The following is a 16,479-nucleotide window of genomic DNA, read 5'->3' on the forward strand; positions in this document are numbered from 1 at the left end:
CCTGCGGCGGGACCTTTTGTCATTTCGTGAGCGTCGTGCGAATCGGGTCCAAGCCTCCGGATATGTCGATCGTATTGCCGGTAATGAAATCCGATTCCGGGAGACAGAGGAATGCGATCATGCGCGCCACGTCTTCGCCGGTGCCGGGACGGCCTCGCGGAGACTCTTGGTCTATGATGCCCGCCACGTCGGCGATGCTCTTCTCCTTGTTGCCGCCGCGGATGTCTCCCGGGCATATCATATTGACGGTAATGCCGCTGGCCGCCTCTTCCACCGCGAGTGTCTTCGTAAATGAGACGAGCCCTACCTTGGCTGCCGCATAGACGGCCCTATGCGGCCACGACCGTGCTTCCCCCGCATGCCCGAAGCCGAAGTGAATAATTCTCCCCCATCCGCGGGTCCGCATGCCGGGAAGGACACGATGATCCAACAGCATCGTGCCGACCAGATTGCCGTTCATCAAATAATGGATATCCTCCGGTCGGTAGTCGGCGAACAAACGGCGTTCCCTAATGAAAGGGCCCGCGTTGTTGATAAGGATATCGACGCCTCCAAGCTCCCTCTCGACCTCGGATACGAGCTTGTCCGACGTCTCCGGTTGCGAGATGTCCGCCTTTACCGCGATCGCTCTGCGTCCTAGCGATACGATTTCTTCGGCCAATTGCTCCGCTTCCGTCTGGCTTGTCACGTAATTGATGGCAATGTCGCATCCGAGAGTAGCGAGCTCGATAGCCGTCCTCCGGCCCAATCCTTTGGCGCTGCCCGTGATGAGCGCCGTTCTGCCGATCAGCTTCACGCGGCTCTCCCCTTGCCTTAATGTGTCTGTCCGATTTGCTTGCATGCGTATCGGAAGCTATGTCCTAGCGTGGCTTCGATCGTGTCCCATGCACGATCGAGATCCGCCATATTCGCCTTAAGATCCTCTAACTGTCTCCACTCGCCTTGATGCGGGAGCATCGTTCTCAGATCGTCCTGCAGCTCGGCGTTCATGTGATGGATTTCCGTGTTTCTGCGGCTCCTGAGCCTGTTGAACGACTCTTTGTGCTGCTCTTTCAGCTCGTTAAGCGGAGTCATCAGCTCGGCGTGCAGCCGGTTAAGCCGCATGTTGCGAAGGACGGTGAAAAACGAGAAATGCGCCTTCATCCGTTCCGTCTTCAGCTCCAGCAGCTCGTTCAATAACGTTCCGAGCTTGTCGAGCAACGCGAATACTCGGATGTACGCATTCTTATCGTAGTACACATGGCGATAATAGTTCAGCTTCTCCTCGGGAGTAAACTCGTCTACGCGCGCATGCCGGACTAGGCTGGCGTATTGCTTCGCCGCATACCGGCTTTGCTCCAGCTCGTCCATGGATCGGAGCAAGCCTTCCGCCCAGACCCCGTAGCTCTGGTAGACGTACTTGAGCTTCGCGTCGCGGCTGCGATCCGATGCCGCGAAAGCAAGCCTAATAAACTTCTCGATCGCCCGAACGGTGTCCAGCGACGTTCCGGTCCATTCTCTCGGTTGCTCTCCGAACAACATCCTTAGCAAGGCGATGCCTCCCTTGGTCCGCATCCGCGGCATTCTTACCCATTGTAACGCATAAGAGGCGGAACGCTCAACCGATTCGGTTGCGCCGCTTCCGCCTCTTCCTTATTAACCTCTCCAACCGGAGGTTTGCATATATTCCTTCCATCGCCGATCCACGAGCTCTACGATGTCCTCGCGCGGGAACAGCTCGTCCGGGTAGCCCGGCTTCATGCGCGCGTCGATTACGATCGGCAGACGGTAACCGATATGGTGGCGTCCTGCTTCGCTTGCCGCGTAGATGTCCGCCGCTGGGTTGAACCGGGTGAACGTCGCCCATAAGAACGGAGTTTGACCGTCCGCGATATCCGCGTCGTCGGCGATGACGACGAGCGGCCACGGGCAATCTTCCGCGGATAATCGCTCGGCCAGCCTTGCGCCAAGCTCCGGATCTTCGGCATAAGGTTTGCCTTCCACGACGAGACAGCCTCTACAGTACGGCTTCACCTTGTGAATGCCGGGAATCGGACCGCCTTCGTATTCGCCCGGCAGTTGTCTGATCGGATCGCCTACGCCGAGCAGTACCGCCTTGCTTCCGTGATTAAGACGCGAGCCCGTGTAATCGAGCGTATCGTGGGAAGTTTGGTCGAAGACGAACAAATCCTTGAACGGATCGAACCTCTCCAATACGGTCTCCAGAAGCAGCGGGAAGTTCGCCAAATCGAGCGGGCGATCGGTTAAGATGAGGAACTTGGTCAGCGACAGCTGGCCTTCCCCTAAAATGCGGAACGCCGTGCCGAGAGCCTCCCGCGAATAGCTTTCGCGCACGACCGCTGCCGCGAGCGCGTGAACGCCCGTCTCCGCGTAAGCCCATAAGCTTCGCACGCCGGGCATGACCATCGGAAACGCCGGAGATAGCAACCGTTGCAAGTATTCGCCGAGGAAATAATCTTCCTGCTTCGGCTTGCCCACGATCGTCGCAGGGTAAATCGCGTCTTTACGATGCCACACATGGTCGACGTTGAATACCGGGAAATCGTGCTGGAGCGAGTAATAGCCGAAATGATCGCCAAACGGCCCTTCCGGGCGACGTTCATGCGGTTTGACTCGTCCGACGATGGCGAATTCGGCTTCGGCCGGAATGCGGTGACCGCCATGCGGATTGTCCGCGACCGGAAGCTTGCCGCCCATAACTAGCGATGCCAGCATGAGCTCGGGCATATTCTCGGGCATCGGAGCGATCGCCGATACGATCAACGCCGGCGGTCCTCCGAGAAACACGGTGACGGGCAACGCTTCTCCGCGCTGTTCCGCCGCGTGGTAGTGGAATCCGCCGCCCTTATGGATTTGCCAATGCATGCCGGTCGTCCGGTCATCGAAGATTTGCATGCGATACATGCCTAGGTTATGGCGCTTAGGATGGTCCGGGTGCTCCGTGTAAACTAGCGGAAGCGTAACGAACGGCCCGCCGTCTTCCTGCCAGCTCGTAATAACCGGAAGTCCGGCAAGCGGACGTTCCGTGCGGGAAACTTGAAGCACCGGCGCCTGCTCTCGGCCTACCTTCTTCGTTCCGACCTTCATCAGATCGAAGAACATGCCGCGCTGGCTCCAAAGCGACGAGAACGACGGCGGCAACAGCGTATCTACCGAACCGATCAATTGTTTGACGAGCTGCTCCGGTCTCGGACCGAACGCCATGTCGACTCTGCGCTCGGTGCCGAATAAGTTCGTGACGACGGGGAACGTGCTTCCCTTCACGTTCGTGAACAGTAGCGCGGGACCGCCGAGCTCGATGACTCGGCGATGGATTTCCGCAAGCTCAAGCACCGGATCTACGGGCGCGTCGATGACGATTAATTCTCCATTGGAGCGCAGCGCTTCAAGGAAAGGTCGTAGCGAGGAATAGATCATTGTACTGCCTCCGTTCGAACATCCGTATCGGGACGGCTAAGCTGACGAGCGCGAATCGCCAATAGGCACAGCATGCTGAAGAGCGAAGCGATGATGATCGTATGGATCAATCCCGTAAAAATATACACGTCTTCATTGTCCAGCGTCACCGACAGCAAGCCCCCGCTTAGTACTTGAAGTAGGACGAGGAACGCCGTCTTGGCGGCGATCGATCCTAGCTCGGACCTTTTGCCGACGGTACGGCGGATAAAGCTCGCGAGCAGGAACACGACTATTAGCATGAGTAATGCCGCTACCCGGTGCGCGAACGCGACGGCGGTCGAGCCCGACAGCTCGGGAACGACGTCGCCGTTGCACAGCGGCCAGCCTTCGCAAGCGCCGCCGGAACTCGTATGGCGTATGTAGGCGCCTAAATAAATGACGACGTAGCAATAGACGATAGCGGCGATAACGGCGCGGAACAGCTTAGCCGGAACCGGCGAAGCTTGGGTCGCGGTGCTCGTCCGATCGGCAGCCTTGCTTACGCGCGATACGTACAAATAGTGCAACCACGTGCACGTAAAAGCCAATAAGGAAATACCGAAGTGAAGCGCTAGAACGATGGAGGATTGTTCCCATACGACGGCCATCGCGCCGAGTACCGCCTGCATGACGGTGAAGAGCAAAGCGCCATCCGCGTACAGCATCGCTTCCCGGCTGCGCGCCGGCTTCCAGAAGCGAGTGGCAAGGAACGTCGCGCCGACTAGCAAGCCGACGAGACCACTAATCGCCCTGTGCGTATATTCCACCATGGATTCTACCGTATAAGCGGGAACGAATTTGCCGTTGCAAAGCGGCCAATCCGTGCCGCAGCCCCGTTCGGAGCCCGTGTTCGTTACGAGAACGCCGGCGATCAGCACAAGAAACATGCCGACGCACGTCAAAAGCGATAAAATTTCATATCTACGTTGGGTCATGCCCATCCCCGATTTCTTGTGAAAGTAGGCGCAAGGAGGCCATTTCCCATTATACAGAACCCCATCCGGCATTGCCATGTCACATTTGTGAACGCTGGCCAAAGCCGGACGGGGCTCTATATTTAGCCTATTGGCAACAGGGACGAACGCAACGCCGTCAGACGTTCCTTGATCGCTTGCCCTGTCGCTTTCGGAGAAAAGCGCGTACGGATCGTCGCTTGCCCGATGCGGGCGATCGTCTCCCGCCACTTCGCGTCGGTTGCCATCTTTCGCATCAGGTAGGCGGCATGATCGATATCCGGCTCCGCCCAAATTTGGTGCGCCCGATAAGGCCCGTAATCTTGACCGACCTTTACGAGCTGATAGTCGACGGCACCGGCGTTGCTGGCGTTCATGAAGTCCGTATTGCCCGACCAGTTCGTGCCGATGACCGGCTTGCCAAGATACATCGCTTCGGCGAGAGGCAAGCTGAAGCCTTCGGACCGATGCAACGAGACGACGCAGTCCGCGCAACGGATTAGCGCTTTGACTTCGGTCCTTCCGAGCACCTGATCGATGATTCGCACGTTCGGTATGCCTTCGAGACGTGCCCATAGCGCAGCCGTCTCCTCCGCCGTCGGATGGTTGATTTTCACGACCAGATCCACCGGAAGATCGCATTCGCTCGTCAGCTTGCGATAGGCATCGATGACCCCTTGCGGATTTTTCCTTGCTTTGATGCTGTACGAATCGTACATGCAGAGAAACAAGAACCGGTTGTTCGGCAATCCGAACCATTGCCGGTTCAGATGGTCGGGCAACTCCTCTACATAGACGCCGTGAGGGATAACGATTGTCGGCACTTTGGATTTCGCCGCGATGCTATCCCTGACGAACTTCGTCGGTACCCAAATTTCGTCGAGCAGCTCGAAGCCGTGCATGTACTCATCCGGAAATTCCGGAAGCTCCCAGTGCCAGTAGCCGATATTAAACCGGTCTTGGAACAACGACCCGCCGAATCTTCCTGCGACTAGCGGCATCTCGGGGGCGTTAATATGGAAGATATTCGTCTTGTAGTGCGGAACCGCGTTTTCTTTGTGCGCCCAAGATATGTCCATGTTCACGAGATTGTCCAGATCGACGGAGATGATCCCGAACGGAAGCCCGGCGCTCTCGATCGCCCTGGCCGCCAGACGGCAAGACTCCCCCATCCCCGTCTCGCTACGAGCATAACCGATTAGGTTAATGCCGAATTCGTCGGAGTACGGTTCGGCATCGAGCGCGCGCATTAGTTCCAGCGGAAGATCCTTATCCGTGATGTCCATAACGGACGCATGTTTCGTGGACGCAAGCCGAAGACGCCGTAACCGTGCCGCCCTGCGCCATCTGACTCTGGCCGACGGGCGCCTTCCGCCATCATGTCGGACTATCCGGCTAAGCCGATGGGCTTTGCCGCGATGCTTCGCTCTCGACCTCGCCGTATCCAAAGCGATACTCGCTCTTTGCATTTTTCGCCGGTTCCGCCTGTTCCTTGCTAATGCCGCAGCACCCGCCATCGTTAACCACCGCTTTCGCCATGCGACTGGGAACGCCAATAGTTAAGAAGGTCAAGCATCGTTCGCTCGAACGGGATTTCCGGCCTCCAACCTGTCGCCGCATGAAAATTATCGTAGTTGCCAAGCAGCAGCTCCACATCCGATGGGCGCATCCGCGCCGGATCCTGCCTGGTTTCGATGTTCGCGTCGCTGAATGACAGCAACAGCTTCAACATGTCCGCGATCGACCAGCATGTGCCTGAGGCGATATTATAAACTTCTCCCGGTTGGCCTTTCTCGAGCGCAAGCCAATAGGCGCGCACGACGTCGCGGACATCGGTGAAATCCCGCTTCGCTTCGAGATTCCCGACGCTCATGACGGGAGGCTGCAATCTTTTTTCGATATCCGCGATTTGCTTGGCGAAGTTAGAAGTGACGAACTGTTCTCCGCGGCGTGGACCGGTATGATTGAACGTCCGCGTACGAATAACGTGAAGGCCGTAGCTTTTGTAATATTGATAGCCCATTAAATCCTGAGCTACCTTGCTGATGGCATAGGGGCTTAACGGACGCAGCGGATTCGACTCGAGAATCGGCGTTTCGTGCGGATCGACATGCCCGTACTCTTCGCTGGAGCATGCGATTTGAATTTTCGAAGGCAAATCAAAGCGACGTACCGCCTCGAAAATATGCAGCTGCCCCGCGATATTGTTGTTGATCGTATCCATCGGAGCATTCCAGGACGTCGGAACGAAGCTTTGGGCGGCCAAGTGGAAAATCAAATCCGGCTTCTCCGTCTTCACGAGCGTCTCTACCGAGAACGGGTCGCGAAGCTCGCATTCCACCAAATGCAAATCTCTGAGCATATGTTCAATATGATTCATGCGACTGCGATTGCGAATCGTGCCGACGACCTCAACGCCCTTTTGCAGCAAAAACTCGGCCATATGGCTGCCTACAAATCCGGAGACCCCCGTCACGAGTGCTTTCATGTTAATGCTTGCCTCCTTCTTTGTCCTCCAGTTGTTGCACGTACTGCTTCAGAAGCGATTCGCTGGACTTATGACAAACCAGTAAGCCTTCCTCCGTGGCTACGATAATGAGATTGTCCGCGCCGATAATGATCGCCTGTAGCTTCTCGCTGAAGACGATGTTATTCGTCGCGTCGGCGAGCAGGGCGTTCCCTTTGACGATATTGCCAGCTTCGTCGGACTTACTGAATCGCTCCAGCGATTTCCAAGTGCCCACGTCGTCCCAATCGAACTTTACGGGAATGCAAAATAAGTGCTCTGACTTTTCCAAAATGGCGTAATCGACAGAAATTTTCGGCAGCTTCGCGTACACGTCCTCCCAATCTACTTCCGCATCCAGCAACGGGTACCAAATATCCGGCTGATATCGTTTCATCGCAGCCGCGATCGTCGAAGGCTTCCAAATGAAAATACCGCTATTCCAGTACACCTCGGGCATTTCCAACCATTTGCGCGCGCGTTCCTTGCTCGGCTTTTCGAGGAATGCCTGGACTTTGCGCACGTTGCTGCCGTTACCGACAGTGTGGATGTATCCGTAGTTCGTCTCGGGACGGGTCGGAACGACGCCGAGCGTGACGATCGCTTCGCCGGTTTCGGCATTCGCTTCGGCTTCGGCAAGCTTATCGACTAGCGATTTTGTATCGGGAATGAGATGATCGGCGGGCATCGTTACAATGACTTCGTCGTCGTTCTCGCGCAAAAACCGCAGCGCGGTTAAGGCGATGCAAGGGGCGGTATCGCGCTGAACCGGTTCTATGATCAATCTGTCCGTGTCCAGCTCGGGCAATTGCGCCTTCACCAGATCGACGTACTTGGCGGCAGTCGCTACGAACAATTGCCGTTCGGGCAAATGCTGCGCCAAGCTGCGGTAAGTCATTTGAAGCAAAGACTCGTCGGAGGTCAAAGCTATAAATTGCTTCGGTCTGCTGCTTGCGCTCTTAGGCCAAAGCCGATTGCCTCTACCTCCGGCCATGATGACGATCTTCACAACTCGTTCAGCTCCAATCGCGCCATACGGGCAAGATGCGTTATCTAAAGATGCCAATTCTCCATTATTTTATGGACTGCCTACCCAGAAGGAGTGGACGATCATCTCTCTCTGAAAAAAATTGCGCGCATCTTTAGCGTCAAGGGTATTGGTCCAAGACATTACTGCCCCCGCACATATCATAAAAAAATACACATTCCGAATGACGGAGGATACCGATGAACATTCTCATGCTCAGCACCTATCCCCCTCGTCGATGCGGGGTTGGCGAGTTCGCGTACGATCTTGCGAATCATCTCATGCTCAAAGGACAGATGAATGTCGGCATCGCGGCTCTCGTCACCGATTCGTTGCCCTATCCTCCCGAAGTCGTCATCAAAATTCGCCGCGACGAGTTACAGGATTACTACAATGCGGCGAACGCGATCAACGCTTCCCGGTGGGACGTCGTCGTCATTCAACACGAATTCGGTTTATACGGCGGGCAGGACGGAGCTTGGGTTATCGAATTGATCGCCAATTTGAAAAAGCCGATAGTTACGGTACTGCATACGCTTGATTTCGCTCCGATTGGACCTCGCGCTTCGGTGGTCAACCGGATCGTCTCCATGAGCAATTACGTCGTTGCCACGACAGCGCATGCCAAGTCGATCCTCCCCGGTTTCGGCGCTCCCCCGGAACGGACGATTCATATTCCGCTCGGCGCGCCCGACAACGCTTCGATGGACCGCAACGCGTTGCGCGCCGCTTACGGCGTTCATAATCGAGTCGTTGCCCTTACGTTCGGTTTGCTTAACCCGAACAAAGGCGTCGACCTCGTGCTTAGCGCCTTGCCTTCGGTCATCGCTGCGCATCCCGATATCCTATATTGGGTTGTTGGCGGTCCGCATCCGGATAATCCGGAAGCCGAAGGTTATTTCCGGGCGTTGGTTGCACGTACGAGCGAACTCGGCTTAGACTCGCACGTACAATTCATGCCCGAGTTCCAATCCCAGCAAGATTTGCTTCAACGGTTAACCGCGGCGGATATTTATATTAATCCGCACTGGGACGTGAGCCTCGTGTTTGCCAGCGGAACGCTTACCCATGCCACGCGTACCGGCAAGGCTATCATGTCTACACCGACAAGCTACGCGCAGGAATTGTACGGCGACGGAACGGGACTGCTATTCCCGTTCGGAGACGTATCGGCGATTGCCGGCCAACTGTCGGGTTTGATTAGCGACGCCCCGGCTCGGGGACTGTTTAGCTCGCGCGCGTTTAATAAAGGCCTGATCTTTGAGTCGAATCGGATCGCCGATGGTTATTTGCAATTAGCAAAGCTGGCCAGCTCCGAATCGCTCCGAAGAGGATCGGCCGAACTGGCCCCGTTTGCGGAGCAAGAAGATGAAAGAGGTGCCAAACGTCGGCGCAGGAGAAGCAGACGTTTGGCGCGACGACGCGGAAAAGGAAGGCGCCGTTTGATCGTTCGCGGTAGAAAGCGCAGATTGCTTAGACGCGGAGGAAGAAAGCTACGGCTTCGAAGAGGGAAGCTTAAGGGGAACGGCCGGGCGAGAAGATCGTCTCGTGTGGTGAAGAGAAGCAGACGCGCGCGTTCTTCCCGTGTTAGAACAGCGGTGAGCAGACGTGGGAGAAAACGCAAATAGGTGGTCGCGTACGTTCCGATATGTAGTAGCAAATGTTTCGATATGCAGGGTAGTGCTGAGCGGCATCGAATTCCAGAGTCGTGCGTCGGCAACGGGCACGATCCTCGAGATTATCGGCAACGGGCTTTCTACGAAGTCAATCCTGGCGTCCACAACGAAGCCGTGCTGAATTGCAGGCAGAAGAAGCATGTCATCCTCTGCCTGTCTACCGTTGAGCATAGTGAGGACAATGCCGTGCGCGTGTCCAAGCTATCGTTCAAGTCTGAGTGTATGGAAAAAGCCGTCCTTCGAATTGCGAAGGACGGCTTTTTCCGATGCGATACCGCTATTCACCAACCTGATATCCTAGTCGGAAATTTCGTCGATATAACGGTGCGTGGCACTGTTGGAGCCTTCAATTTCACGGATTCGGCGATGTAACGATGCGTGGCACCGTTAGAGCCTGCAATTTCGCGGATTTGGCAAATTAACGGTGCGTGGCACCCTTGGAGCCTGCAATTTCGCGGATTTGGCAAATTAACGGTGCGTGGCACCGTTGGAGCCTGCGATTTCGCGGATTTGGTGATTTAACGGTGCGTGGCACCGTTAGCGCCTGCAATTTCACGCATTCGGCGATGTAACAGTAAAAAAGCTGTGACTAATGCGCCAAAAGCACATCAGACACAGCTTTTATCGGTCACTCAATTCGCGGCAGGTAACGCCTTCGCTACTTCCACCGCACGATCGAGGAACTGCTCGATCTCCTCGCGGGTTTTGCGCAGCTTGCTTACGAACCGGACAACCTCTTTCCCGTTACGGAACGCGATGAAGCTTGGTATACCCAGTATATTCAACTCGCTGCAGAGGTCTTCCATATCGTCGCGGTCGATCTCCGCCATCGTTAGGCGATCGGAATAAGCCGCTTCGACGTCCGCGATGAACGGATCGATGAAATGGCAATCTTTGCACCAAGTCGTCTTGAAGATGACGACCGTAAGGTTGTCGCCGGCGACAAACTCGCGAAATTGAGACTCCTCGGTTAAACGTTGCATGATGTTCCCTCCCTCTCGGTGTATATGTCTATTATGCTCTCGAACTTTGGCGAGCGGCGAGCAGTTTCAAGAACGGCGACAGCAGCTTGCGTACCGGGCGCGGATATCCCGCAATCTCTTCGGCCGTGACGACGCGGAGCAAGACGAGAAGCGCCGGATACAATACGGCAATCGCGCAGCCCATTACCGCGCACGAGAAGAAGAACGCGATTTTGTCCGGAACCGTACCTTGCAGAATAGCCAATACGATCCATTCGAGCAAAGCGAGCACCGCGGCGACGATACCCGTCGTCAGCAAGAAGCCTGTCCACCGGTTGCCGATGATCTGAATTTGCGTGCGCTTCTTCAGACTAAGGATGTTGAACGTTAGCGCCCAGACGAAGCAGACCGTCGTCGCGGCCACGATGCCGTAGACGCCGAACAAAGGCGCGAGCGCGAAGCTCAAGATGACTTTGATGAGAATACCCGTCATCGCGTGCATCGTCGCTTTTTTCGGCTGGCCGATGCCAAGCAGAATCGAGTTCGTTACCATCATGCCGATCTGGAAAATCGTGCCGAGCGTAAGGATCGCCACGATCGGGCTGCCCACCGGGCTTTCGAACAGCAAGCCGTTCACGCTGTACGCGCCGACGCCCAGCAGCAAAATAACCGGCATGCCGCTGTATAGCGCGATTCTTACGGCCATCGAGGCTTGCTTGCCGACGCGTTCTTGGTCGCCCGTAGCGTGCGCGGAGGATATGATCGGGATGATCGACTGGCATAACGCGATCGCCAGTACGACCGGAATGCCCGCGATCGATTGGGCGTTCATGCCGAGCACTGCCGCCCAGTGAACGACCTTATCGTAATCGAAGTGGCCTTTGGACAGCGGAATGACCATATACGTATCCATCGTGAATAGTAGTTGAACGGTTACAGACGTCATGACGATCGGGATCGACAGGTTGAACAGCTCGCGATAGATCGCCTTTAACCTAAGCTTACGCGAAGGATCCCCGCCTTGTCGCGGCTGCGTTCGATCGATGCCTTTCAGCCTGCGCGCGTAATACAGCATGACGATGAACGCCGCTACGCTGCCGAATACGCTGCCGAGTACCGCTCCGGACGCGATGCCTTTGTCGTTAAGCGGGTTGGCGGAGTATACCGCGTAAGCGATAGCGACCGCCGCGATAACGCGGGCGAATTGCTCGACGATTTGCGAGATCGCTCCCGCGGTCATGAACTGCCTGCCTTGGAAATAGCCCCTGATCATCGCGATGACCGGGAATAACAGCAACGACGGCGCGATCGCCCGCACGGAAGCGGCGGCATCAGGCATGTCTAAAATCGAATTCGCAATGAACGGCGCCAGCCCGATCATGCCGAGCGTAATAATAACGCCGGCGATCGCGCCGAACAGCAACGCCGCCCGGTACACTTGCTGGGCTTCGTCGATTTTGCCTAGCGCGTATCGCTCCGACACCATCTTGCTGATCGCGCTCGGAATGCCAGCCGTAGCGACCATTAGCAAGAGCAAGTACAAGTTGTTCGCGGAGTTGAAATAGACGTTCCCTTCGTTATGGAGCAAATAATCCAGCGGTACCCGCTGAAAAATGCCAAGCGCGCGGGCGACGAGCGCTGCCGCGGCCAGAATGAGTGTGCTTTTGAGCAAAGTATCTTTTTTCAAGGTAGCCTCTTATTCAGCCGATCGGCTCTAATGGTTGATGGTTGCCGCGGAATGGAACGCCGGCGCCGGAAGGTGCGGCCCACTTCACGCCGTTGGCGATAACGCGGCGGATAATCGGGTGGTAATAAGTCGGGTAAGTCTCGTGTCCCGGACGGAAATAAAAGATCTTCCCTTGTCCGCGACGGAACGTACAACCGCTGCGGAACACTTCTCCGCCTTCGAACCAGCTGACGAAGATCAGCTCGTCCGGCGCGGGAATGTCGAAGTGTTCGCCGTACATCTCTTCGGGCTTCAGTTCGAAATACTCGGGAACGCCTTGCGCGATCGGATGCGACGGATCGACGGTCCAAATGCGTTCCTTTTCGTGCGCTTCGCGCCACTTCAGACCGCAGCCCGTGCCCATGAGCTTCTTGAATATTTTCGAATAATGACCCGAATGAAGCACGATAAGGCCCATCCCGTTCAGGACGCGCTCGTGCACGCGATTGACGATGTCGTCGTTCACGTCGTCGTGAGCCATATGACCCCACCAGATGAGCACGTCGGTCTCGTTCAATACGTCTTCCGTCAAGCCGTGCTCGGGCTCCGGCAGCGTCGCGGTGCGGACGGCGAATGCCGGCTCTTGCTCGATTAATCCGTCGGCGATGACCCGATGAATGCCGTCCGGATATACGTTGCGCACTTGTTCATGCGTTTGCTCATGCTTGAACTCGTTCCATACGGTGACGCGAATCATGCGGACACCCTCCTTAGATCGTTAGCACAGCACGTATTGTCGAATCGCCTGCGCGACGCCGTCGTCTTGATGATGCCCCGTGACGACGTCCGCTGCCGCTTTAACCTCGTCTTGCGCGTTGCCCATCGCGATGCCGAGTCCCGCTTCGCGAATGGCCGCGATGTCGTTCAAGCTATCGCCTACCGCGACGACCTCGGACATGTCGAACCCGCGCATGCGGCACACTTCCATGAGCGCAGTCGCCTTGGATACGCCTTCGGGGTTGATCTCGATGTTGAAAGGAGAGGAGTTGCTAAGCTCGAGCCCCTCGATCTTCTCGACTTGCTCGCGGATGGAGCCGAGCATAGCCAAGTCCTCCGTATAATAACCGAACTTAAGCCAATGGCGCGCAGGCGTATCATCTACCCAGCGTTCCTTGTTGTAAATTTCCTCGGTCGTGTACGCCCAAAACCACGCGTCGTGACGCTCGGCGATCGCGTGGAGCTTCATGACTTTGTCCGCGGCCAGCAACGTCCGGCGATGGATCGCATGCGGCTTCGTCCAGATCTCCCCGCCGTTGACCGTAATCATCGGCGTCTGGAGCCCAAGCTGCTCCGCGAACGGCAAAGCACTGACGAAGCCCCGCCCCGTCGATACGCATACGGTGATACCGGCTTCCGCCGCTTTCCGAACCCATTCGGCGTTCGTCTCGCTGATCTCGCTGCGATCGTTCAACAACGTACCGTCCAGGTCGAGCGCCAGCAGCTTATATTTGCCTACTTGATCTGCCAAACTATATCGTACTCCCCTTCGAAATAAGCTCCGAGGTGGCTAATGCCACCTCGGAGCTCCGTTATGTTAATTTTGCATGATGTAATCTTTAGCGACCGTCTCGTTAACGTCGTTGTAGATTTTGATCGTCTCGTATCGCGTATTGCGCTGTGCCGGAATTTTGCCGGCTTCGCGAATGAGCTTAAGAATAAGTTCGATATTTACTTTATGCGTCGTTCCGGCGGCGGATACGACGTTCTCCTCGATCATCGTGCTGCCGAAGTCGTTGCAGCCGTAGGACAGCGATAGCTTGCCGACATCGGGTCCCATCGTTACCCAAGAAGATTGGAAGTTGTCGATGTTGTCGAGCGCGATTCTGCTGATCGCGAGCGTCTTGAGGTATTCTTCCGGCGTCGCCTTCTCGCGCTTCATGTTCGTGTTCTCCGGTTGGAACGTCCACGGAATGAATGCCAGGAAGCCTTTGGACGGATAGCCGTTGTTCAAGCACTCGTCTTGCGCTTCGCGCACGCGGAGCAAGTGCAACGCGCGTTCTTCCATCGATTCGCCGAAGCCGATAACCATCGTCGCCGTCGTGTTCATGCCGATCTTATGAGCCGTCGTCATGACGTCCATCCAATCGCGCCACGTGCCCTTCAAACGGCTGATCTTCTTGCGCGTGCGGTCGTCCAATATTTCGGCTCCGCCGCCCGGAAGGGAATCGAGTCCGGCTTCGTGCAGCTGGCGCACGACGTCCTCGAGCGGGATGTTCCCGGCGACGTCTTGCATTTTGCGGATTTCCGCTGGCGAGAACGAATGCATCGTAATCGACGGGAACCGCTGCTTGATCGCCCGCAGCAAGTCCAAATAATAACTGAACGGCAGATCGGGATTCGTGCCGCCTTGCATCAAAATTTCCGTGCCGCCGACGTCGATCGTCTCCTGGATTTTCTGGAAGATTACCTCGTCGGGCAACACGTACCCTTCATTCGATCCTGGCGCGCGATAGAACGCGCAAAACCGGCAATACACGTCGCATACGTTCGTGTAGTTCACGTTGCGTCCGACTACGAACGTCGTAATCGGGTCGGGATGGCGGCGCAGCATTAGCTGGTTTGCCGTATGGCCTATTTTCTCGATCTCGTCGCTTTCGAACAGCGTTACGATATCGTCTTGTTGCATTCGCTCGCCTTGGAGCGCACGGTGTAATATCCGGTCCACTTGATTCATTGTAAGGACCCTCCTCTTGCATAGCTTTAACCTCGGTGTAACGCTTATCCCATCGTAACATAAAAAGACCGCGGGGTCACCTTAAGAGGCGACTTCACCGCGGCGGTGTTGAATACGCGCTTTCGTTTCCTGGAACATGCCTCTCTCGTGCTCGTGGAGCAGCACGTTCGGCTTCGCGAAGTAAAACCCTTGTCCCATCTTGACGTCGAGACGGAACAGCACGTCCATCTCTTCTTCGCGTTCCACGCCCTCGGCCACCAGCTCGCACTTGATTTCGCGAGCAGCCGCCACGAGCGCCTTCAGCAAGCTTTCCTTGATCGCGATCCGATCGACTTGCTGGATGACCGATCTATCGATCTTGATAAGCTCCGGCACGAGCTCCCCGATCAACTGCAAGCTGGAGTAACCCGAGCCCGCATCGTCTACGGCGAACTTGAATCCATGCTTGCGATACGTTTGCAATATATCAACCATAGCTCTAAAGTTCGTCACTTCGTGACGTTCCGTAATTTCGAAGTAAATTTGCTGCGGACTAAGCGGCGGATGCTTCTCCAAGCATTGCAGCACATGCGTCAAGAAGAGCGGATGCGACAGCGTCACCGCCGTCACGTTCAGGAATACAGGCTCGCGTACTTTGCGGAAGGCGATCTCTTCAAGCGCCCGCTTCACGACAAGAAACTCGAGCTTCGTAAGCAGTCTCGCTTGCGAAGCGAATTGGAACAGCTCGTCCGGCAAATGTAATATCGAATTCTCGGGTCCGCGGGTAAGAATCTCCCAGCCGTACACGTCGCCGCTCGTCAAGTTCATGATCGGTTGCGCGAGTACGGTAATCGTACCCTTCTCGATTATTTGCTCCATTTGGATGCGGAGATGCTTCATCTGAGGCGTTATGACGCCCGTAGCCAAAGCTAACGCGCTCTGGTACGCGTCGGACAACGAATGGTGAACTTTGCGGAGTACGTTAGCGCTCGCGATCGGTACGTAACCGGATGCGATATGCAAGCAATTGCGCCATTCCGGCAACGTGCCCGCGAGTCCGACTTCCAAAGCGGTTTTAATATCGTTCAATACGGCGGCCAGGCTTTCCGGAACGAGCGAATCTTTGTCGGACGGCTCGTCCGCGCACGTAATCAGTACGAAATCGGTCTTCGAATATTGCTGCAGCGCGACGATTCGTTTCTCTCCGAGCAAGCTTAGCGAGGCGATTCTCAGATGTCTGCGGCAGCCGTCTTGCAGGCTCGTCCACATCTCTTCGGTCACTTCGTCCTGAAGCAGGGAGAAGTCTAGACGAAACAACGCCAAATAACATTCTTTATGCTGCTCCAGCTCCTTGCCGAGCAGTGATAGAACGGGTTGTCTGAACGTGAATTCAGGAGGAAAAAATTTCAATGAGCGATCCGGAAGCGTCATCTTGAGGGCAAGAGCAAAGCGGCCGAGCAGCGCCTGGACATTCACGATTAGATCCTCATCCCTTGTCGTTTAAGTTCAACTATTGTAGCACGATTTGCCATGCCTTA

The 16,479-nt window shown here is 55.9% G+C and carries 14 protein-coding genes; 1 reads left to right on the forward strand and 13 read right to left on the reverse strand.

The window, feature by feature from the left end; all coding sequences use genetic code 11:
* Positions 1-19: 19 nt before the first annotated feature.
* The 7 genes from ACFPQ4_RS03760 to ACFPQ4_RS03790 all read right to left on the reverse strand — a co-directional run bounded on the left by ACFPQ4_RS03760 (position 20) and on the right by ACFPQ4_RS03790 (position 7,906).
* Positions 20-790 (reverse strand): SDR family oxidoreductase, encoded by a 771-nt coding sequence (locus tag ACFPQ4_RS03760; RefSeq protein ID WP_378110534.1) that lies wholly within the window; start codon positions 788-790, stop codon positions 20-22.
* 23 nt (positions 791-813) lie between these two features.
* On the reverse strand, positions 814-1,521 hold the full coding sequence (locus tag ACFPQ4_RS03765; protein WP_378110536.1) for a Cthe_2314 family HEPN domain-containing protein: 708 nt from the start codon (positions 1,519-1,521) through the stop codon (positions 814-816).
* Positions 1,522-1,635: 114 nt separating this feature from the next.
* Complete coding sequence (locus ACFPQ4_RS03770) at positions 1,636-3,417, reverse strand: UbiD family decarboxylase (protein WP_378110413.1); 1,782 nt, start codon at positions 3,415-3,417, stop codon at positions 1,636-1,638.
* Positions 3,414-4,373, reverse strand: a complete 960-nt coding sequence (locus tag ACFPQ4_RS03775) for a COX15/CtaA family protein (RefSeq protein WP_378110414.1) — start codon at positions 4,371-4,373, stop codon at positions 3,414-3,416. The genes ACFPQ4_RS03770 and ACFPQ4_RS03775 overlap by 4 nt, the downstream gene beginning before the upstream one ends.
* Before the next feature lie 122 nt (positions 4,374-4,495).
* Positions 4,496-5,860 carry a glycosyltransferase gene (locus ACFPQ4_RS03780; protein ID WP_378110415.1) on the reverse strand — a complete coding sequence of 455 codons (1,365 nt, stop codon included), beginning with the start codon at positions 5,858-5,860 and terminating at the stop codon, positions 4,496-4,498.
* A gap of 50 nt (positions 5,861-5,910) precedes the next feature.
* Positions 5,911-6,879: a GDP-mannose 4,6-dehydratase gene (locus ACFPQ4_RS03785; RefSeq protein ID WP_378110416.1), complete on the reverse strand. Its 969-nt coding sequence runs from the start codon at positions 6,877-6,879 to the stop codon at positions 5,911-5,913.
* A 1-nt stretch (position 6,880) separates the two neighbouring features.
* Positions 6,881-7,906 carry a mannose-1-phosphate guanylyltransferase gene (locus ACFPQ4_RS03790; RefSeq protein ID WP_378110417.1) on the reverse strand — a complete coding sequence of 342 codons (1,026 nt, stop codon included), beginning with the start codon at positions 7,904-7,906 and terminating at the stop codon, positions 6,881-6,883.
* A 218-nt stretch (positions 7,907-8,124) separates the two neighbouring features.
* Here ACFPQ4_RS03790 and ACFPQ4_RS03795 point away from each other — a divergent pair, with 218 nt between their 5' ends.
* Positions 8,125-9,552, forward strand: coding sequence for a glycosyltransferase (locus ACFPQ4_RS03795; protein WP_378110418.1), 1,428 nt, complete (start codon positions 8,125-8,127; stop codon positions 9,550-9,552).
* Between the two features lie 680 nt (positions 9,553-10,232).
* Here the strand turns inward: ACFPQ4_RS03795 and ACFPQ4_RS03800 are convergent.
* From ACFPQ4_RS03800 to ACFPQ4_RS03825, 6 genes are all read right to left on the reverse strand, one after another.
* Positions 10,233-10,583, reverse strand: coding sequence for a thioredoxin family protein (locus ACFPQ4_RS03800; RefSeq protein WP_378110419.1), 351 nt, complete (start codon positions 10,581-10,583; stop codon positions 10,233-10,235).
* A 31-nt stretch (positions 10,584-10,614) separates the two neighbouring features.
* Positions 10,615-12,249 (reverse strand): putative polysaccharide biosynthesis protein, encoded by a 1,635-nt coding sequence (locus ACFPQ4_RS03805; RefSeq protein WP_378110420.1) that lies wholly within the window; start codon positions 12,247-12,249, stop codon positions 10,615-10,617.
* Between the two features lie 13 nt (positions 12,250-12,262).
* Positions 12,263-12,985, reverse strand: a complete 723-nt coding sequence (locus ACFPQ4_RS03810) for a ThuA domain-containing protein (RefSeq protein ID WP_378110421.1) — start codon at positions 12,983-12,985, stop codon at positions 12,263-12,265.
* Positions 12,986-13,006: 21 nt separating this feature from the next.
* Entirely contained in the window at positions 13,007-13,756 is a 750-nt protein-coding gene (locus tag ACFPQ4_RS03815; RefSeq protein WP_378110423.1) for an HAD family hydrolase, read from the reverse strand.
* 66 nt (positions 13,757-13,822) lie between these two features.
* Complete coding sequence (mqnC, locus tag ACFPQ4_RS03820) at positions 13,823-14,962, reverse strand: cyclic dehypoxanthinyl futalosine synthase (protein WP_378110424.1); 1,140 nt, start codon at positions 14,960-14,962, stop codon at positions 13,823-13,825.
* 81 nt (positions 14,963-15,043) lie between these two features.
* Positions 15,044-16,417: an EAL domain-containing protein gene (locus tag ACFPQ4_RS03825; protein WP_378110425.1), complete on the reverse strand. Its 1,374-nt coding sequence runs from the start codon at positions 16,415-16,417 to the stop codon at positions 15,044-15,046.
* Positions 16,418-16,479: the final 62 nt, after the last annotated feature.

The organism is Cohnella yongneupensis (assembly GCF_042655785.1).
Lineage (GTDB): Bacteria > Bacillota > Bacilli > Paenibacillales > Paenibacillaceae > Cohnella > Cohnella yongneupensis.